Here is a 19,166-nt window from a genome sequence, read left to right as displayed (position 1 = left end):
CCTGCGAGCGGGCCCGGCCCGCCCCCCGTCACCGTCGAAGGAGAGCACGCATGAGGATCGGCGTCCCGCGCGAGCAGCGCCCGGGAGAGCGGCTCGTCGCCGCCACGCCCGCGACCGTCGCGAAGCTCAGCGGCCTCGGGTACGACGTGCTCGTCGAGCACGACGCCGGCGCGGCCGCGACGTTCACCGACGACGCGTACCGGGCGGCCGGCGCGACGGTGACCGAGCGCGCCGAGGTCATGGCGAGCGACGTCGTCACCGCCGTGCACCTGCCGGCCGACGTCGGCACGATGCGCCGCGGTGCCACGCTCGTCGCCACGATGGCGCCGTTCGCGGACCCAGGGCTCGCCGAGCGTCTGGCGGCCCTCGGCATCACCGCCCTGGCCCTCGACGCCGTGCCGCGCATCTCCCGCGCGCAGGCGCTCGACGTGCTGTCGACGCTGTCGAACGTCGCGGGGTACCGCGCCGTGATCGAGGCCGCCGAGGAGTTCGGCGGCATGTTCACCGGCCAGATGACCGCCGCGGGCAAGACCCCGCCCGCCAACGTCTTCGTCATCGGCGCCGGCGTCGCCGGGCTCGCCGCCCTGGGCACCGCCAGCAGCCTGGGCGCCCAGGTCCGCGCGTTCGACGTGCGGCCCGAGGTGGGCGAGCAGATCGAGTCCATGGGCGCGACGTTCGTGCAGGCCGAGGGCGCCAGCCAGGAGGTCTCGACGGACGGCTACGCCCGCGAGCTCACGGCCGAGCAGGAGCGCCTCACCGCGCAGATGTACGCCGAGCAGACCGCGTGGGCGAACGTCGTCGTCACCACCGCGCTCGTGCGCGGGCAGGCGCCGCGGACCATCACCAAGGAGATGGTCGCCGCGATGCGGCCGGGCTCGGTGATCGTCGACCTGGCGGCCTCCGGCGGCGGCAACTGCGAGCTGACGGTCCCCGGCGAGCGCGTCGTGTCGGACAACGGCGTGATCATCCTCGGCTACACCGACCTGCCCAGCCGCATGCCGCAGCACACCTCGCAGCTCTTCGGCACCAACGTCGTGCACCTGCTGGCACTGCTCACGCCGGGCAAGGACGGCGAGCTCGTCCTCGACCTCGACGACCCGGTGCAGCGCGGCATGACCGTGACCACGGGGGGCGACGTCACGTGGCCCCCGCCGCCCGTCGCCGTCTCCGCCGCGCCGGCCGCCGTCGCGCCCGCTCCCGTCGAGACGCCGGAGGAGGCCGCCGCGAAGAAGGCCGCTGCGGTCGCCGCCGCGCAGCGCCGTGGGCGTCGCAACGCCGTGCTCGCGGGGCTGGGTGCCGTGCTCACGGTGCTCGCGCTGACGGCCGCGCCCGCCTCGTTCCTCGGGCACGCGACCGTGTTCGCGCTCGCGGTGGTCGTCGGCTACTACGTCATCTCGAACGTCAGCCACTCGCTGCACACCCCGCTCATGGCCACCACCAACGCCATCAGCGGCATCATCCTGGTCGGCGCGCTGCTGCAGATCGGGCACTCGAGCTGGGTGGTCAGCACCCTCGCGTTCGTGGCCGCCACGGTCGCCGCGATCAACATCTTCGGCGGGTTCCTCGTCGCGTTCCGCATGATCCACATGTTCCGGAAGGAGGCGTGACGGGCGTGCTCACGTCACTGGCCCAGGCCGTCTACCTGATCGCGGCGATCCTCTTCGTGCTGTCCCTGGCAGGGCTCAGCAAGCAGGAGACCGCCCGTCGCGGCAACCTCTACGGCATGGCGGGCATGGCCCTCGCGCTGCTCGCCACGGTCGCGCTCGCCGCCGACGTCTCCCAGCGGGCCGTGCCCGTGACGCTGTTCCTCATCGCCATGGCGCTCGCGCTCGGTGCGGGCATCGGCATCTGGCGCGCCCGCAGCGTCGAGATGACGCAGATGCCCGAGATGATCGCGGTGCTGCACTCGTTCGTCGGCCTGGCGGCCGTGCTCGTCGGCTTCAACTCGTTCCTCACCGAGGAGCCCGACGCGGTGCACCTGGTCGAGGTGTTCCTCGGCGTGCTCATCGGTGCCGTCACCTTCACCGGGTCGATCGTCGCCTTCCTCAAGCTGTCGGCGCGGATCAAGAGCGCGCCGCTCATGCTGCCGGGTCGCAACTGGCTGAACCTCGGTGCGCTCGTCGCGTCGGGCGGGCTCATGGCCTGGTTCCTGGCGGACCACTCCCTGCTGCCGCTCGCGCTGATGACGGTGGTCGCCCTCGCGCTCGGCTGGCACCTGGTGGCGTCGATCGGCGGCGGCGACATGCCCGTCGTCGTGTCGATGCTCAACTCGTACTCCGGGTGGGCCGCGGCGGCGGCCGGGTTCATGCTGAGCAACGACCTGCTCATCATCGTCGGCGCGCTCGTCGGGTCCTCCGGCGCGATCCTCTCGTTCATCATGTGCAAGGCGATGAACCGGTCGTTCGTCTCGGTGATCCTCGGTGGGTTCGGGGCCGAGGGCGGCAAGGTCGCGGCGGGCGACACGGACTACGGCGAGCACCGCGAGGTCACGGCGGTCGAGGTCGCCGACATGCTGCGCGACGCGCAGCGCGTCGTCATCGCCCCCGGCTACGGCATGGCCGTCGCCAAGGCGCAGTACCCCGTGGCCGACCTGGTGTCGAAGCTCCGCGGCCAGGGCGTCGACGTGCGGTTCGCCGTGCACCCGGTCGCCGGCCGCCTGCCCGGGCACATGAACGTGCTGCTGGCCGAGGCGAAGGTGCCGTACGACATCGTCCTGGAGATGGACGAGATCAACGACGACTTCGCGGACACCGACGTCGTGCTGGTCATCGGCGCCAACGACACCGTGAACCCCTCCGCGCTGGACGACCCGTCGTCGCCGATCGCGGGCATGCCCGTGCTCGAGGTCTGGAAGGCCAAGCAGGTGATCGTGTTCAAGCGGTCGATGGCCACCGGGTACGCGGGCGTGCAGAACCCGCTGTTCTTCCGTGAGAACACCGCGATGCTGTTCGGCGACGCCAAGGACCAGGTGGAGCAGATCGTCGCACCGCTGACGGTCGGCTGACGCAGGCGGACCGAGGCCGGGGCAGGGCGGTGACGCGTGGCGTCGCCGCCCTGTCCCGCGTCGTGGCCCGGTCCCGCGTCGTGGCCCCGTCCTGCGTCGCCGCCCCGTCGCGCCTGCGGTGCTGAAACGGTTCGTGGGCTGACCGCGCCGCACGTGCGGACCTAGCCTCGCGCGGGGTCGTGCTGTGACGATCCACCCCAGCGCGAGGAGCCCGTCATGCCGTCCGCCCGTCCCGTCCCGTCGGCCCTCCGGCCCGTCGTCGCCGCTGCGGCGGCCCTGGTCGCCCTCGCCCTGGTCGCCGCCGGCGCCCTGGTGTCGTCGCTCGCCACCCCCGCCGGCGCGCTGTCGCCGGCCGTGGTGCTGACGAGCGACTTCGAGTCCGGCCTCGACGGCTGGCAGGCGCGCGGCGCCGCGAGCGTGAGCACCACGGCGACCGGTGCCCGGGGCGCCGGGAGCCTGCTGGTGCAGGACCGCGTCGACCCGTGGGACGGCGCGCTGATCCCTGTCACCGAGATCTTCGAGCCGGGCACGACCTACACGATCGGCCTGTGGCTGCGGCTGCCCGACGGCGCCGGCACCGCCGACCTGCGGGTCTCGGTGCAGCGTGACCTCGACGGGCAGCCGTCGTACGAGACGCTCACCACCGTCGAGGGCGTCTCCAGCCAGTGGCGGCAGGTGACGGCGACCTACACCCCCGGCCTGTTCGACACCGCGTCGCTCTACGTCGAGTCCGTCTCCTCGCCCGCCGACGTCATGGTCGACGACGTCCTGGTGTCGGGCGTCCGCTACACCCCCGACCTCTCGCTGACGCCCGTCTCGGACGCGGTGTCCGTGCCGTTCGGCATCGCGGTGGAGCCGCAGGACCTGCTCGGCGGCCGGGGCGAGCTGCTCGCGCACCACGCGGAGCAGATCACGCCCGGCAACCAGATGAAGCCCGACGCGATCCAGCCGACCGAGGGCACCTTCACGTTCGCGGCGGCCGACGGCCTGGTCGACTGGGCGATCGAGCACGACATGCGCGTCTACGGGCACACGCTGCTGTGGCACCAGCAGACGCCGGACTGGTTCTTCCAGCGCGACGGTGCGGCGCTGACCACGTCGGCGGCCGACCAGGCGCTGCTGCGCGAGCGGCTGCGCACCCACATCGAGGCGGTCGCCGACCACTACCGCGAGACGTACGGCGAGTACGGCACGCCCGGCAACCCGATCTTCGCGTTCGACGTGGTCAACGAGGTCATCGACGAGAGCCAGCCCGACGGCCTGCGCCGCAGCGAGTGGTACCGGGTCCTCGGACCGTCGTACATCGCCGACGCCTTCCGCTACGCCCGCGCCGCGTTCGGCCCCGAGGTGCTGCTGTTCATCAACGACTACAACACCGAGTACCCCGACAAGCGCGCGCCGTACCTGCGGCTCGTCACCGACCTGCTCGCCCAGGGTGTGCCCGTCGACGGCGTGGGCCACCAGCTGCACGTCGAGGTCGGTCGCTCGATCCCGATGGTCGAGGACACGATCGAGGCGTTCGAGGCCCTCGACGTGACCCAGGCGGTCACCGAGCTCGACGTCTCCGCGTACCGCGACTCCGGCGAGACGTGGACGCAGCCGCCCGCCGACCGCCTGCTCGAGCAGGGGTACTACTACCGCGACATGCTCGCGATGCTCGAGCGTCACGCCTCGTCGTTCGAGTCGATCACGATCTGGGGCCTGGAGGACTCGCGGACGTGGCTGCGGTCCGGTGCGGCGCCGCTCCTGTTCGACGGCGCGCTGCAGGCCAAGCCCGCGTACTGGGGGATCGTGGACCCGTCCCGCATCGGTGCGACGCCCACGCCGACGCCCTCGGTGACCGCGACGCCCAGGGTCACGCCGACGGTCACGCCCACGCCGAGCGTCACGCCGACGGTCACGCCCACGCCGAGCGTCACGCCGACCGTCACGGCGACGCCCAGCGTCACGCCGACTCCCGCCGACCCGCGAGCGTGCCGGGTCGCGTACACGACGAACGACTGGAACACCGGCTTCACGGCGGGTGTCCGCGTCACCAACACCGGGACCTCGGCGCTGTCGGGGTGGACGCTGACGTTCAGCCTCGACGGTGGGCAGCGGGTGACGCAGGGCTGGTCGGCGTCCTGGACGCAGTCCGGAGCCCGCGTCACGGCCACCAACGCCGCGTGGAACGGGTCGCTCGCGCCGGGCGGGTCGGTCGACATCGGCTTCAACGGCTCGCACACGGGCAGCAACCCGCGTCCGACGTCGTTCGCGCTCGGCGGCGTCCCGTGCGCGGTCGGGTGAGTGACGCATCCACTGAACGGGCGGACCGCTCGCGAGACCGCGATCGCTGATCGGGGCCGGTCCGCGCTCTGAGCCCGGTCTCGCGTCGGTCCTGTCCCGGTCCGTGGGCGCCCGGGGGAGTGCTCGGGGCGTCAGCCGGGGCGGCGCGCGACGACGACCGTGCCGTCGACGTCGTCGTCGTGGAGCACCTCGGTCGCCCAGCCCGCCGGGCACGCCGCCCGCGTCGCCGCGGCCTGGCCGACGCTGGTCTCGACGAGCACGTGCCCGCCGGGCGCGACCCACGCGGGCGCGGCGGCCAGCAACCGACGCTGCACCGTGAGACCGTCCGGGCCGCCGTCGAGCGCGAGGTGCGGCTCGTGCTCGCGCGCCTCGGGCGGCATGGTCGCGATCGCGTCGTGCGGGACGTAGGGGGCGTTCGCCACGAGCACGTCGACCCGCCCGCGCAGGTCCGCGGGCAGCGGGTCGAGCAGGTCGCCCGCCCAGGCGCGGCCCGTGCCGGCGAGGTTGCGGGCCGCCCACGTCACGGCCACGGGGTCCAGGTCGGCCGCGTGCACGTCCGCCCCGGGCACGTCCCGCGCGACGACCGCGGCGACGGGTGCCACGCCGCAGCACGCCTCGACGACGACCGCCGGCCCCGTCGCACGCGTCGACCCCGCGCCGCGGGCCAGCCCTACCGCCGTGCGCGCCAGCAGCTCCGTGCGGCGCCGCGGCACGAACACGCCCGGCCCGACCTGCAACCGCAGCCCCGCGAACGCGACCCAGCCGAGCACGGTCTCCAAGGGCTCGCCCGCGAGGCGGCGTGCCACGAGCGCGGCGAGCACCGCGTCCTCGGCCGGGCCCGGCTCGTCGCCGGGCGGCTCCTCGTCGTCGGGCGACGAGCCGGGCGACCCCTCGGGCGCCTGCGCAGCCGCGCCGTGCCCGCCGTGCCCGCCGGTCCGCCGGCGCTCCGCCGCCGCGGCGAGCAGCAGCACGGCCTCGTCCTCCGCGAACACGCAGCCCGCCGCGCGCAGCCGCGCGACGAGCGCGGCCGGGGGTTCCGCGGGCACCCCGGCGCCGGGCCCGACGGGTGTCGCGGGGGGCGGTCCGGAGGTCACGTCGCATGCTCGCACGTCCGGCGCCCCGGGGGGAGCGGACCGACGGCCTCGCATCGTCCCTGGTCAGGGGGTCGTGTCCAGCAGCCGAAGGTCCCCCGGCACGTGGTCACCGGCGGCACTAGGCTGGGGAGGCAAACCCACCGTCTGTCGAAGGAGCAGCCATGGCCAGCATTGAGGCCGTCGGCGCCCGCGAGATTCTTGACTCGCGCGGCAACCCCACTGTCGAGGTCGAGGTCGCCCTCGACGACGGCACCATCGCCCGCGCGGCCGTCCCCTCGGGTGCGTCCACGGGCGCGTTCGAGGCCGTCGAGCGCCGCGACAGCGACGACCCCCGCTACGGCGGCAAGGGCGTCCAGGGCGCGGTCAACGCCGTGATCGACGAGATCGGCCCGGAGCTCATCGGCTTCGAGGCGAGCGAGCAGCGTCTCGTCGACGCCGCGCTCATCGAGCTCGACGGCACGCCCAACAAGGGCAAGCTCGGCGCCAACGCGATCCTCGGCGTCTCGCTCGCGGTCGCCAAGGCCGCGGCCGACTCGGCCGACCTGCCGCTGTTCCGCTACGTCGGCGGCCCCAACGCGCACGTCCTGCCCGTGCCGATGATGAACATCCTCAACGGTGGGTCGCACGCCGACTCCAACGTCGACGTCCAGGAGTTCATGGTCGCCCCGATCGGCGCCCCCACGTTCCGTGAGGCGCTGCGCACCGGCACCGAGGTCTACCACTCCCTGAAGTCCGTGCTGAAGAGCAACGGCCTGTCGACGGGTCTCGGCGACGAGGGCGGCTTCGCCCCCAACCTGCCGAGCAACCGTGCCGCGCTCGACCTCATCATCACCGCGATCGAGAAGGCCGGCTTCGTGCCCGGCAAGGACGTCGCGCTCGCGCTCGACGTCGCGGCGACGGAGTTCTTCGCCGACGACAAGTACGCGTTCGAGGGCCAGAAGCTGCAGTCGGCCGCGATGATCGAGTACTACGAGGCACTCGTCGCGGACTACCCGCTGGTCTCCATCGAGGACCCGCTGGCCGAGGACGACTGGGAGGCCTGGGTCGCGCTCATGGCGCGCATCGGCGACAAGGTCCAGATCGTCGGCGACGACCTGTTCGTCACCAACCCCGAGCGCCTCGCCAAGGGCATCCAGCTCAAGGCGGCCAACTCGCTGCTGGTCAAGCTCAACCAGATCGGCTCGCTCACCGAGACGCTCGACGCGGTCTCCCTCGCGCAGCGCAACGGCTTCACGACGATGACCTCGCACCGCTCCGGCGAGACCGAGGACACGACGATCGCCGACCTGTCGGTCGCGACGAACGCCGGCCAGATCAAGACCGGTGCCCCCGCCCGTGGCGAGCGCATCAACAAGTACAACCAGCTCCTGCGCATCGAGGAGGAGCTCGACGACGCCGGCGTCTACGCCGGTGCGAGCGCCTTCCCGCGCTTCCAGGGCTGATCCCGGCCTGACCGACGACGCCCGGTCCACCGTCACGGTGGGCCGGGCGTCGTCGTGCCTGGCGCCAGGGGTCGACCCCCGACGCGGCGTCGGACCGCGAGCGGCCCGATCCTGACCCGTCACCGGTGCTGCGTGACACCGTCCGCGGCGTCGCCGCTGCGGGTGGGAGCCGGCTGGTGTCCCGGCTCCCGACCCTCGAGCCTCGAGTGGTTGCTCACCGGCAGACGATGCGCTGTCGGACATCCTCGCGACCGATCCGGGTGGTGAGATGATCCGCCGCAGCGGTTGACCCACTTGTCCGGTCGTCCCTAATTTGACTGCTGTCGCAGCGATGTGCATCGGTGGCACTGGCGACCCCACCGCACCTGACGCGAGGACGGTGGATCCGACGTCGTCGCCTTCCAGCTCGTGATCGCGCTGCACCCTCGGCTTCGACGAGTCGCGGAGCCGAGGGTGCTGTTCGTCTCCAGGCGGCACCATGTCTAGCCGCCGAGCCAGCCTCGATCGAGGAGTCGCACCAGTGGACACGCTCGCCACCTCTGACCTCCAGGCGCCCTTCGACGACGACGTGTACGGCCATCTCGAGCCGCTGTCGCCCGAGGTGGAGGCGTACGCCGGCCTGGTCCGGGCCGGTCGTGCCCTCTCGGAGGAGAGCTCCCGGCACGTCGCCGACAAGCTCCGGCCGGCGCGCGGCGAGCACGTCGTCGCGCGGCTGTACCGGCCCGCAGCGGTGCCGGGGAGGTGACGGGCCCCTCGGGCGGGGTGAGCGTGTGGCGGGTCCTCGGCTGCGCGCTGGTGGGAGCCCCGGCGATGCCTGCGCTCGGTGCGGCCATCAGCGGTGAGTGGCACGTCGCTGGCGCGGGCGCTCCGGTCGACCTCTCGCTCGCGGCGTCCGTCGTCCTCCTCGTCGTCGCCGTGGGGCTCGCCGTGGGCGTCTACGCGTGGTCGGTCGTGGCGTGCTGGGCCGTGGTCGTGGCGGGCGTCCTCGTGACCCTGACCGGGGTGTTCGCCCGGAACCCGCTCATCCCCTGGTGGTACGGCGCCGTGTACGTGCTGGTGGGGCTGTCGGGCCTCCTCCTCAGGTCGCCGGGCGGGCAGCCCCTCCGCGCGCCGTCCGCGCCGAGCGCGGACCGGCCCGACCCCCGGCCGTGAGGGCGCGGCCGCCCCTCCGGCGAGGCCGGCGGTCTGCCCTGCGGCCCCACGCCCCGCGATCTCCGGTCATGACACGGCCAGGTCGAGCCTCCACGCGACGCACACCGCCACGTGCGGCCGATCTGCCGTGCGACAGGCAGAATCAAGGCCATGCCGTCCCCCCGTCGTCCTCCCACGCCCCGCTCCGGCGGCCGTTCGGGTCGGGACGAGCCGTCGTCGGGGTCGGTGCCACGCGCGGGACGCGGGTCGGCGGCCAGGCCGGCGAAGCCGTCGACGTCGCCGCGAGGCGTACGCAGCGCGTCGCCGCGCTCGGGGCCGGTGTCGAAGGCCGGTGCGTCGCGATCCGGTGCGGGGCGCGGCGCCGGGCGTCCGGGCCCGGGCCGGGCGGGCACCCCGCCCCGCGGTACGCCGTCCGCGGCCACCCGCCTGCCCGTGCCCCGCATGTTCACGGTGCGGGCGATGGTGTTCTCGTTGGTGCTGCTCGTGGCGTTCGTGCTGGTGTACCCGACCCTGGGCTCGTACCTGCAGTCGCGGGCCGAGGTCGAGCAGCTGCGGGCCGCCACCGAGGCGGCCCGCGCCGAGAACGCCGACCTCGAGGCCGAGCTGCGGCGGTGGGACGACGACGCGTACGTCATCGCCCAGGCCCGCGAGCGGCTGTCGTTCGTGATGCCGGGGGAGACCGCGTTCCGCGTCGTCGACCCGGAGGTCGTGCCCGACGCCCCGGTGGCGGCTGACGGTCCGGCGGCCTCGCCCGTCGACGGCTCGACGCAGCCCTGGTACGCGACGGTCTGGGAGTCCGTGCAGGTCGCCGGTGCGCTGGACGTCGACGGCGAGCCGCCGGCCGACCCGGTGGCGCCCGCCGACGACCCGCCCCTGCCGGCGGAGCCCACGGTCCCCACGGACTGACGTGCCGGTGGGGGACAATGGACGGACCGCCCCCGCCGACCGAACGGACCGACGTGCCCGCACGACCCGACCCCACCGCGCACCGCGACGTCCCCGGACCCTCCGCGCTGCCCGACGCGCCCACCCCCGTCACCCCCGGGACGGACGCTGTCAGCCCGCGCGACGTCGAGGTGCTGCGGGAGCAGCTCGGTCGCCCGCCGCGCGGCGTCGTCGGTGTGGCGGCGCGCTGCGTGTGCGGGCGCCCGCTGGTGGTCCGCACGGCCCCGCGGCTCGACGACGGCACGCCCTTCCCCACGACGTACTACCTGACGTCGCCGCAGGCGGTGGCCGCCGTCAGCGCCGTCGAGGCGACCGGTGTGATGAAGGAGCTGACCGCGCGGCTGGTCGAGGACGAGGAGCTCGCGGCGGGGCACCGGCGCGCCCACGAGGCCTACCTCGCGGACCGCGAGGCGCTCGGTCACGTACCCGAGATCGCGGGCGTCTCCGCCGGGGGCATGCCGCACCGCGTCAAGTGCCTGCACGTCCTGGTCGCGCACGCGCTGGCCGCCGGACCCGGGGTCAACCCGGTGGGGGACCTGGCGCTGGAGATGATCGCCGAGCGCTGGCGCCCCGACCGCTGCACCTGCTGAACCGCGGACCCCGGTACGTCGGCCCGCGGGTCGTCCGCGGGTCGTCCTCCGGTCCGACGTGTCGGTCCGCGGTGGCACGATGTGCCGGTGACACGCGTGGCTGCCATCGACTGCGGGACCAACTCCATCCGTCTGCTCGTCGCGGACGTCGACCCGGCGGCGGGGACCCTCGTCGACCTGGAGCGCAGCAACGAGGTGGTGCGGCTGGGCCAGGGCGTCGACCGCACCGGCCTGCTGGCGCCCGAGGCGCTCTCGCGCACCCTCGACGCCACCCGCCGGTACCACGAGGTCTGCGAGCGGCTCGGCGTGGAGCGGGTGCGGTTCGTCGCGACCTCGGCCACGCGGGACGCGCGCAACCGTGACGAGTTCGTCGCGGGCGTGCGGGACGCGCTGGGCGTGGACCCCGAGGTCGTCGCCGGCGACGAGGAGGCGCGGCTGTCGTTCCGTGGCGCGACCGGCGTGCTCGCGACCCGGTTCGACGGGCCGTTCCTGGTGGTGGACCTGGGCGGCGGCTCGACCGAGCTGGTGCTGGGCACGGGCGCACCCGAGGCCGCGGTGTCCATGGACGTCGGCTCGGTCCGGCTGACCGAGCGGCACCTGCACGACGACCCGCCGACCGCGGCGCAGGTCGCGGCGGCCGACGCCGACGTGCACGCGGCGCTCGATGCCGCGGCGGCCGTGGTCCCGCTGGGACGCACGGTGACCCTCGTCGGGCTGGCCGGGTCGGTGACGACGCTCACGGCGCACGCGCTGGGCCTGGACCACTACGACCGGGACCGGATCGACGGTGCCGTCCTCGGTGTCGACGACGTGCTCGCGGCGTGCGAGGACATGCTGGCCCGCACGCGTGAGCAGCGCGCGGCGCTGCCGTACCTGCACCCGGGGCGTGTCGACGTCATCGGTGCCGGGGCGCTCGTGTGGCGTGACGTGGTGCGGCGGGTGCGGGCCGACGTCGCCGCCGCCGGTGGTGAGCTGACGCAGGTCGTGACCTCCGAGCACGACATCCTCGACGGCATCGCCTGGAGCATCGCCGAGCGCTGACCGGTCCCGGACCGAGCGGGCCGCCCGGCGGCCGACGGGTGCGGGCTGCGCGGACGGGTGAAGTCGGGACATCGTGTGTCTCGTCGTAGACAGTAGTGCGGACTGCGCAGTACTGTGCATGCTGCGGGCGCTGGAGGGGTGCCCGCACCACGTGCCGCACACCGGCCCCGATGCAACCCCGGGGCCGGTGTGGCGGGCCGGACGACCGCGGGAGGCCGCATGGACACCACGCAGCTGCTCAAGGGGGTGCTCGACCTGGCCGTGCTCGCCGTCGTGGCGGACGAGGACGGCTACGGGTACGACGTGGTGCGGCGGCTGCGTGCCGCGGGCATCGAGGAGGTCGGGGACGCCTCCGTCTACGGGACGCTGCGGCGCCTGTACTCCTCCGGGGCGCTGACGTCGTACGTCGTGCCCAGCGACGAGGGGCCGCACCGCAAGTACTACGGCATCAACGCGGAGGGGCGGGCCGTGCTCAGCGCGCAGCGCAAGGACTGGTACGAGTTCGCAGGCACGATGCAGCGCCTGCTCGGGACGGAGGAGGTGGCATGAGCATCGTGGACGACGCGATCGCGCAGGACGTCCGGACGTACGCCGCGCAGGTCCGCGAGGCTCTCGCCGACCTCGACCGGGAGCAGGTCGACGACCTGACCGACGGGCTCGAGGCCAACCTCACCGACGCGCTCGCGGACGAGCGTCGGGCGCACCGCGGGTCCCTGGTGGACGAGTTCGGGACACCCGCGACCTACGCGGCCGAGCTGCGGTCCGCGGCCGGCCTGGCCCCCGCCGAGCCGGTGCCGGGTCGCGTCGGTCGTGTGGGCCGTCTGCTGCGCGCACCGGACCGCCGGGTGCGGGAGGCGGCCTCCCGGGTCCTCGCCCGTCTGCGCCGTGAGCCGTGGTGGCCCCCGGTCGAGGATCTCGCCACGGACCTGCGGCCGGTGTGGTGGGTGCTGCGCGGCTGGGTCGTCTACCAGGTCGTCGTGCACATGCTCGGCGTGGAGTCGGCGTGGCTCCCGCGGCACCTCGCCGGGGCGCTGCTGCTCGGCGGCCTCGTCCTGGTGAGCGCCCAGATCGGTCGCGGCGAGTGGTTCGCCTCGCCGCGTGCGCGCGAGCGGATGCAGCTCGTCTCGGTCCTGGCCGCCGTCGCGCTGGTGCCGGTCGGGGCCACGGTGGCCGGCCACGACGGCTGGCTGCGGGCCGAGGCGTGGGCCTACCGCCACGCGGACGCCGGGCCGTCGCACGTGCAGGTGCAGGAGGTCCCCGTCGACGGCGTCGTCGTGGGCGGCATGCCCGTGAGCAACCTGTTCGTGTACGACGCGGCGGGCAACCCGCTGACCGACGTGCAGATCTACGACGACCGCGGCCGGCAGGTCCGCACGACCTACGACGACGGCCAGAGCCCGTGGTCGCGTCCGGACAGCGACGAGGCGTGGTACTTCGCCCCGGCGGCGACGCAGGACGGGCGGACGCGGTGGAACGTGTACCCGCTGCGCGGTTGGCCGGAGTCCGCCTTCGAGAACGACGCGGAGACGGGGGAGTGGCGGGCGCGGACCGGTGTGCAGGCGCTCACCCCGCCGTACCCGTTCGCCAAGGCGCCGACGCTCGCGGTGCCGGGTGACGGGGCGGACGGCGCCGTGTCGGACGAGGCGACGGACGACGCGACGCACGGCGCGGGCGAGCCGGCCGACGGGACGACGGACGACGTGGCACCGACCTCCCCGACCACGGTCACGGCGACCCGGGCGGCGCCCGGCACGCCCTGACTCGCGGTCCCGGGTGCGCCGTGACCGGGTACCCCGGATGGGTGCGGCGGGGACGTGGCCCTACGCTGGCCACGTCCCCACCGCTCGTCCCTGGACCCGCCACGTGACACCTGAGACCCGACGCCCGTGACCGCCGACACCTGGGCCGACATCGGCCTCGTCCTGCTGTTCATCGTCATCGGCGGCGTGTTCGCCGGCACCGAGCTCGCCCTGGTCTCGCTGCGCGAGTCGCAGCTCGGGCAGATCGAGAAGCAGGGGGCGCGCGGCGCCCGGGTCGCCGCCGTGGCGCGCAACCCCAACCGGTTCCTCGCGGCCGTGCAGATCGGCGTCACGGTCGCCGGGTTCTTCTCGGCGGCGTTCGGGGCGTCCACGCTCGCGTCGTCGCTCGCGCCCGTCTTCGTGTCCCTGGGCATGGCGCGCGGCACCGCCGAGGGGGTCGCGCTGGTCGTCCTCACGCTGGTGATCGCGTACCTGTCGCTCGTGCTGGGCGAGCTGGTGCCCAAGCGGATCGCCATGCAGCAGGCCTCGCGGGTGTCGCTCTGGGTGGGCCCGCCGCTGGACCGCTTCGCCGCCCTGATGACGCCGGTGATCTGGCTGCTGTCGAAGTCCACGAACGGCGTGGTGCGCCTGCTGGGGTTCGACCCCGCGGCCACGAGCGACCAGATGAGCGACCAGGAGCTGCGGGACCTGGTCCGCACCCACCCCGACCTCCCCGAGGACGAGCGCCGGCTCATCGACGACGTCTTCGACGCGGGCGACCGGTCGCTGGTCGAGGTGATGCGGCCGCGCGCCGACGTCGCGTTCCTCGCGGCCGACGCCCCGATCGCGCAGGCCGCCCGGGTCGTCGGGACGCTGCCGTACTCGCGCTACCCCGTCACCGGTGAGGACTTCGACGACATCGTCGGGTTCGTGCACGTCCGGGACCTGCTCGCGCCGGTGGCGCGCGCCGTGCGCGAGGCGGACCTCGACCCGGACACGCACGGGCGCGCCGGCGTCGTCGAGGCGATCATCGAGGTCGCGGCCACCACGGTCGGGGACGTCACCCGTCCGATCGTGTCGCTGCCCGGCACCAACGCCGTGCTCCCGACGCTGTCGACCATGCGGCGCACGGGGGCGCACATCGCCGTCGTGGTCGACGAGTACGGCGGCACCGACGGCATCGTCACGCTCGAGGACCTGCTCGAGGAGCTCGTGGGGGACATCGTCGACGAGTACGACCCCGTTCCCGTGCGGGTGGCCGGCGCCACCGACGTGGACGCCGGGCTCTCGCTCGAGGACTTCGCGGACCGCACGGGCGTCGTGCTCGCGGAGGGGCCGTACGAGACCGTCGCCGGCTACGTCCTCGCGCGGCTGGGTCGCATCGCGCAGCCCGGGGACGTCGTCGACGTGGACCGCGACCAGGACGACGACGCCGGGACGCGGACCGTCCTGCGCGTGCGGCGGGTCGACCGGCGTCGGATCACCGGCGTGCGCGTCGAGCGGGTGCCGGTCGCCGCGCAGGACGACGCGCCGGGGTCGCAGCCCGGGGCCTGACGCGACCGGGGACGGGCCCTGGTCCCCGGGTGTGCGCGGCGTCACCGGCTCCGGAGGGGCTCGGTGCGGGTGCGCGCGTCTACCGTATGAGGTATGCCTCAGTCGTCCGCTGCCCCCGTCGACGCTGCCCGCCCCGCGGGTGCGCTCATGTCGGCGCCCGTCGGCAAGCCCCGCAAGGTGCCCCGCGTCCTGGTGCTGGGCGGCGGCACCGTCGGGCTGTACTCCGCGCTGCGGCTGCGCCGCCGGCTCGGCAAGCGCGATGCGGCCATCGTCGTCGTCGACCCCCGCCCGTACATGACGTACGCCCCGTTCCTCCCGGAGGCGGCAGCCGGCTCGATCGACCCCCGCAACGTCGTCGCCCCGCACCGCCGCGCCCTCAAGGGCGTCGACGTGCTGCAGGGCCACGTCACGCAGATCGAGCACGCGAGCCGTCGCGTGCAGATCACGCCCATCGAGGGAGAGCCGTACTGGGTGACGTACGACCACCTCGTCGTCGGCCTCGGGTCCGTGGCCCGCACGCTGCCCATCCCGGGGCTGGCGGAGCAGGGCATCGGCTTCAAGAACGTCGAGGAGGCCATCGCGCTGCGCAACCACGTGCTGGGCCGCATCGACGTCGCGGCGTCCACGTGGGACCCCGAGCTGCGTCGCAAGATGCTGACCTTCGTCTTCGTGGGCGGCGGGTTCGCCGGCATCGAGGCGCTTGCCGAGGTCGAGGACATGGCCCGCTACGCGGTGCGCAAGTACAAGCAGATCGAGCAGTCCGAGCTGCGCTTCGTGCTCGTCGAGGGCAGCCGCCGCATCCTGCCCGAGGTGAACGAGGAGCTCGGCGGGTACACGCTCGAGCAGCTGCGCAAGCGCGACATCGAGATCTTCCTGTCGACGTTCCTCAACTCGTGCGTCGACGGGCACATCGTGCTGTCGGACGGCACCGAGTTCGACGCCGAGACGGTCGTGTGGACCGCCGGCGTCAAGGCGAACCCCGTGCTGCAGGACTCCGACCTGCCGCTCGACAAGCTGGGCCGGGTCATCTGCAACGCGAGGCTGCAGGTGACGGACGCGGACGGCGCCGTCGTCGCGGACGCGTGGGCCGCCGGTGACTGCGCCGCCGTGCCCGACCTGTACAACCCGGGCCAGTTCTGCCCGCCGAACGCCCAGCACGCGCTGCGCGAGGGCAACCACATCGGCGACAACCTCGCCCTCGTCCTGCGCTCGGCGCAGCCCACGGAGTACAAGCACCGCAACGTCGGTGCCGTCGCCTCGCTCGGCATGTACAAGGGCGTCGCGCAGATGTTCGGCAGGATCAAGGTGCGCGGGTTCCTCGCGTGGGTGCTGCACCGCTCGTACCACGTGTTCGCGATGCCGACCTTCAACCGCAAGCTGCGCATCGCCGCCGGCTGGACAGGCTCGGTGCTGCTGCGCCGCGAGGTCGTCGCCCTGGGCTCGCTGCACGACCCGCGTGCGGAGTTCCGCGCCGCGTCCGTGCCGGCGGCGCCCAAGGCCGCGCCGGCCGCCCCGGCGTCCGGCGACGCCGCGCTGCCGCCGCAGAAGGCCGAGAAGGACTCCCCGGCCGCGAAGGGTGACGCCCGCCCGGCCTGAGACCTGCCCCGACGGCCCCTCGACCTGACCGGTCGGGGGGCCGTCGTGCGCCCGGCGCCCGGCACGTCGGGCCGTGCGCGGCTGGCAGGATGACGCACGCGCCCCCGTAGCCCAACCGGCAGAGGCAACCGGCTTAAACCCGGTCCAGTCCGGGTTCGAACCCCGGCGGGGGCACCCGGCACCCCGGCGCTCGTCGCGGTTACGGAATTCCAGAATTACGGTACGTTGGGCGCATGGACGACGAGACCGCCGCGCAGCTCCGTGCGCTCGAGGACCGGGTGGCCGCGCTCGAGCGGGCGTCCGCCGCCGCTCCCCACGCCGCTCCGGATGCCGCTCCCGACGCCGCCGTCGACGCCCCCCACGCGGCCACCCCCGACGGCGACGCCTTCTGGGCGCTCGACGGCCTGACCCGGCGCGCCGGCGGCCCGGGCTCGACCGGCGCCGTCATGGTCGTCGGCGACGTCACCACCCCGGCCGGCGACACGGCCCGGTGGCAGTACGCCCTGACCACCGACGACGTGCTCGCCGCCGACTGGGCGGACGTCGCACCGGTCCTCGCGGCCCTGGGCCACCCGGTACGGCTCGCCCTGCTGCGGGCCGTGCTCGACGGCACCCGGACGGCGCGCGACCTGGCGGCGGCGGTCGACGTCGGCTCGACCGGGCAGGTGTACCACCACCTGCGCCAGCTCCAGGCGGCCGGCTGGCTGCGCACCGCGGCGGGCGGCGAGCACGTCGTGCCGGCCGAGCGGCTCGTCCCGTTGCTCACCACCGTCCTGGGAGGCCTGCGATGACCACCACCGCGACCGTCCGTGCCCCCGAGCGCCGCCGCGACCGTGTGCGACGCGGCGTGGCGGGCCTCATGCCGCTGTGGTTCTGGGGGATCGCCGCGTGGCTCGCCGCGGGGTTCGTGATCGACCCGCCGCGGGTGGTGTCGGTCGCGGTGTCGCTGCTGCTCGCCGGCATGGCGTTCGTCCGGCCGCCCCGGGTCGCGCACGACCCGGTCGAGGTCGCCTCGCCCGTGCGCGGGCGCTGGACGGCCCTCAACAGCCCGGCCGACCAGGTGCCGAGCCACGGCGTGCGGGCGTACGGGCAGACGTACGCGGTCGACGTGCTGCTCCCGAGCCCGCCGGGCACGCCGCCCGTGGTGCCGTGGACCGGCGGCTTCGCACGACCTGAGACGTTCGGGTCGTTCGGGCTCCCCGTGCACGCGGTGGCCGACGGCACCGTCGTGCGCGTCGTCGACGGCCGCCGCGACCACCGCGCCCGCACGTCGTGGCCCGCGCTGGCGTACCTCATGACCGTCGAGTCGCTGCGCGACCTCGGGGGACCGGGCGCCGTGGTCGGCAACCACGTCGTCGTCGACCACGGCGACGGGGTGTTCTCGCTCGTCGCGCACCTGCGGCGGGGGAGCGCGCGCGTCACCCCTGGTCAGCGGGTCGCCGCCGGTGACGTGCTGGGGGAGGTCGGCAACTCGGGGAACACCTCCGAGCCCCACCTGCACGTGCAGCTCATGGACCGCCCGCAGCCGCTGCGTGCGGCCGGGATCCCGTTCCGCTGGCGGGACGCGCGGATCCTCGACGACGTGCAGGACACCTCCCGCGCCACGACCGTGCGGACCGAGGTGACGCCGGGACTGCCCGCGGCCGGGCAGGTCTTCGAGGCCTAGGGCACGGTCACGGTCCCGGCCGGCGGACCCGGCTCGTCGACCGCAGGGCGACGGCGTCGCGTGGCGTCACGCGCGCGGGGCGCCGTCCTCGGGCGTCCCCTGCTCGCGTGCCCGCAGCTGCGCCTCCCAGTCGCGCAGCATCTGCTCGTGCAGGTCGTCCGAGCGCCGCTCCTCGGCGCGGCGGCGCGCGGCGGCGACGTCGTCGTCGCCGAAGCGGCGCGGGTGCTCGTACTCCGGGAAGCCCGCGGTCTGCGTGCTGCGCCAGGGCACGTGCGTGCGCGGGGTCTGCGGCCGGCCCACCGTGAGCCACGCGATGCCGCCGGCGAGGGGCAGCACGACGATGAGGACGAGCCACCAGCCCTTCGACAGGTTGCGCACGCGGTCGGAGTCGGACTGGATGCAGTCGATCAGGCAGAACACCAGCAGGGCGATCTCGACGATCACCGGCAGGAAGCGCAGCACCAGGTCCCCCTCGCGTCGTGGGCACCGGAACGCTAGCGGGGGGCGAGGAGCCTCGTGCCGTTTTCGTCGGGACTCACCCGTTGGGGTGTGCGCCGTCCGGGCAGGCTCGCGCCCGGACGGCCGGTTCAGCGCCCGTCGGCCGTGCCGAGCCAGTCACGCATCGTGGCCGCGTCCGCGATCGCGCCGTCGACGACCCGCCTGACCTGCACCGGCTGCTCGCAGGGCGCACCACCACGGCCCGGGACGGCGGACACGCGGGCAGCGATCTCGACCGCGCGTGCGTCGTCGACGACGTCGACCACCTGGAACCCCGCGAGCCACTCCGAGAACTCGGTGAACGGGCCCTCGGTCACGGTGGTGCCCGACCGCCCGTCGGACCGCACCACCCGTGCGACGTCGGGACCCTCGAGGGCGATGCCGCCGACGAGCTCGCCGCTCGCCCGCAGCTCGTCGTTCAGCCGGGCGTAGTGGTCGAGGTGCGCCTGCACGTCCGCGTCGTCCCACTCCTCCATGGGTGTGGGGTCCGGGCCGGACCGGAAGTCGACGATCAGCAGGTACCGGGGCATGGCGGTCTCCGTCCTCGGGGCGCCGGGGT

The 19,166-nt window shown here is 74.4% G+C and carries 18 protein-coding genes and 1 tRNA gene; 16 read left to right on the top strand and 3 right to left on the bottom strand.

Going from position 1 to position 19,166, the window contains the following annotated elements; all coding sequences use genetic code 11:
• Nucleotides 1–50 precede the first annotated feature (50 nt).
• The 3 genes from J1G43_RS17030 (at nt 51) to J1G43_RS17020 (ending at nt 5,290) form a co-directional block, all read left to right on the top strand.
• Nucleotides 51–1,607, top strand: coding sequence for a Re/Si-specific NAD(P)(+) transhydrogenase subunit alpha (locus J1G43_RS17030; RefSeq protein ID WP_207341537.1), 1,557 nt, complete (start codon nt 51–53; stop codon nt 1,605–1,607).
• Between the two features lie 5 nt (nt 1,608–1,612).
• Nucleotides 1,613–3,004, top strand: coding sequence for a Re/Si-specific NAD(P)(+) transhydrogenase subunit beta (pntB, locus tag J1G43_RS17025; protein WP_207341538.1), 1,392 nt, complete (start codon nt 1,613–1,615; stop codon nt 3,002–3,004).
• Between the two features lie 216 nt (nt 3,005–3,220).
• Nucleotides 3,221–5,290 carry an endo-1,4-beta-xylanase gene (locus J1G43_RS17020; RefSeq protein WP_207378901.1) on the top strand — a complete coding sequence of 690 codons (2,070 nt, stop codon included), beginning with the start codon at nt 3,221–3,223 and terminating at the stop codon, nt 5,288–5,290.
• A 131-nt stretch (nt 5,291–5,421) separates the two neighbouring features.
• Here J1G43_RS17020 and J1G43_RS17015 read toward each other — a convergent pair whose 3' ends face one another.
• Nucleotides 5,422–6,384, bottom strand: coding sequence for a putative protein N(5)-glutamine methyltransferase (locus tag J1G43_RS17015; protein ID WP_372437928.1), 963 nt, complete (start codon nt 6,382–6,384; stop codon nt 5,422–5,424).
• 161 nt (nt 6,385–6,545) lie between these two features.
• On the opposite strand from J1G43_RS17015, the gene eno reads away from it, so the two are divergent.
• From eno to J1G43_RS16950, 13 genes are all read left to right on the top strand, one after another.
• The gene (gene eno / locus J1G43_RS17010) at nt 6,546–7,826 is read left to right on the top strand and encodes a phosphopyruvate hydratase (RefSeq protein WP_207341540.1); all 1,281 of its coding nucleotides are present in this window, start codon (nt 6,546–6,548) and stop codon (nt 7,824–7,826) included.
• A 520-nt stretch (nt 7,827–8,346) separates the two neighbouring features.
• Entirely contained in the window at nt 8,347–8,571 is a 225-nt protein-coding gene (locus J1G43_RS17005) for a hypothetical protein (protein WP_207378900.1), read from the top strand.
• Nucleotides 8,568–8,978, top strand: coding sequence for a hypothetical protein (locus J1G43_RS17000; protein ID WP_207341542.1), 411 nt, complete (start codon nt 8,568–8,570; stop codon nt 8,976–8,978). The genes J1G43_RS17005 and J1G43_RS17000 overlap by 4 nt, the downstream gene beginning before the upstream one ends.
• A gap of 441 nt (nt 8,979–9,419) precedes the next feature.
• A complete protein-coding gene (locus J1G43_RS16995) occupies nt 9,420–9,884 on the top strand; it encodes a septum formation initiator family protein (RefSeq protein WP_207341702.1) in 465 nt (154 codons plus the stop codon).
• Nucleotides 9,885–9,991: 107 nt separating this feature from the next.
• On the top strand, nt 9,992–10,513 hold the full coding sequence (locus J1G43_RS16990) for a DUF501 domain-containing protein (protein WP_242635953.1): 522 nt from the start codon (nt 9,992–9,994) through the stop codon (nt 10,511–10,513).
• Between the two features lie 87 nt (nt 10,514–10,600).
• Complete coding sequence (locus tag J1G43_RS16985; RefSeq protein WP_307859640.1) at nt 10,601–11,554, top strand: Ppx/GppA phosphatase family protein; 954 nt, start codon at nt 10,601–10,603, stop codon at nt 11,552–11,554.
• A 219-nt stretch (nt 11,555–11,773) separates the two neighbouring features.
• Entirely contained in the window at nt 11,774–12,103 is a 330-nt protein-coding gene (locus J1G43_RS16980) for a PadR family transcriptional regulator (RefSeq protein ID WP_207341545.1), read from the top strand.
• Nucleotides 12,100–13,314 carry a hypothetical protein gene (locus J1G43_RS16975; RefSeq protein WP_207378899.1) on the top strand — a complete coding sequence of 405 codons (1,215 nt, stop codon included), beginning with the start codon at nt 12,100–12,102 and terminating at the stop codon, nt 13,312–13,314. Before J1G43_RS16980 ends, J1G43_RS16975 begins: the two co-directional genes overlap by 4 nt.
• A gap of 126 nt (nt 13,315–13,440) precedes the next feature.
• Nucleotides 13,441–14,847 (top strand): hemolysin family protein, encoded by a 1,407-nt coding sequence (locus tag J1G43_RS16970; protein WP_207378898.1) that lies wholly within the window; start codon nt 13,441–13,443, stop codon nt 14,845–14,847.
• Nucleotides 14,848–14,940: 93 nt separating this feature from the next.
• On the top strand, nt 14,941–16,443 hold the full coding sequence (locus J1G43_RS16965; protein ID WP_207378897.1) for an FAD-dependent oxidoreductase: 1,503 nt from the start codon (nt 14,941–14,943) through the stop codon (nt 16,441–16,443).
• Nucleotides 16,444–16,543: 100 nt separating this feature from the next.
• Nucleotides 16,544–16,617, top strand: a tRNA-Leu gene (locus J1G43_RS16960).
• Between the two features lie 59 nt (nt 16,618–16,676).
• Nucleotides 16,677–17,234, top strand: coding sequence for a helix-turn-helix transcriptional regulator (locus tag J1G43_RS16955; protein WP_207378896.1), 558 nt, complete (start codon nt 16,677–16,679; stop codon nt 17,232–17,234).
• Nucleotides 17,231–18,109 carry a M23 family metallopeptidase gene (locus tag J1G43_RS16950; RefSeq protein WP_207341549.1) on the top strand — a complete coding sequence of 293 codons (879 nt, stop codon included), beginning with the start codon at nt 17,231–17,233 and terminating at the stop codon, nt 18,107–18,109. The genes J1G43_RS16955 and J1G43_RS16950 overlap by 4 nt, the downstream gene beginning before the upstream one ends.
• A 66-nt stretch (nt 18,110–18,175) precedes the next feature.
• Here the strand turns inward: J1G43_RS16950 and J1G43_RS16945 are convergent, their stop codons facing one another.
• On the bottom strand, nt 18,176–18,571 hold the full coding sequence (locus tag J1G43_RS16945; RefSeq protein ID WP_207341550.1) for a PLD nuclease N-terminal domain-containing protein: 396 nt from the start codon (nt 18,569–18,571) through the stop codon (nt 18,176–18,178).
• Nucleotides 18,572–18,696: 125 nt separating this feature from the next.
• A complete protein-coding gene (locus tag J1G43_RS16940) occupies nt 18,697–19,137 on the bottom strand; it encodes a YciI family protein (RefSeq protein ID WP_207378895.1) in 441 nt (146 codons plus the stop codon).
• Nucleotides 19,138–19,166: the final 29 nt, after the last annotated feature.

Source organism: Cellulomonas sp. zg-ZUI22, from assembly GCF_017353535.1.
Taxonomy (GTDB): domain Bacteria; phylum Actinomycetota; class Actinomycetes; order Actinomycetales; family Cellulomonadaceae; genus Cellulomonas; species Cellulomonas wangleii.
Note: the sequence above shows the minus strand (reverse complement) of the source record. Positions and strands in the feature narration are given on the sequence as shown.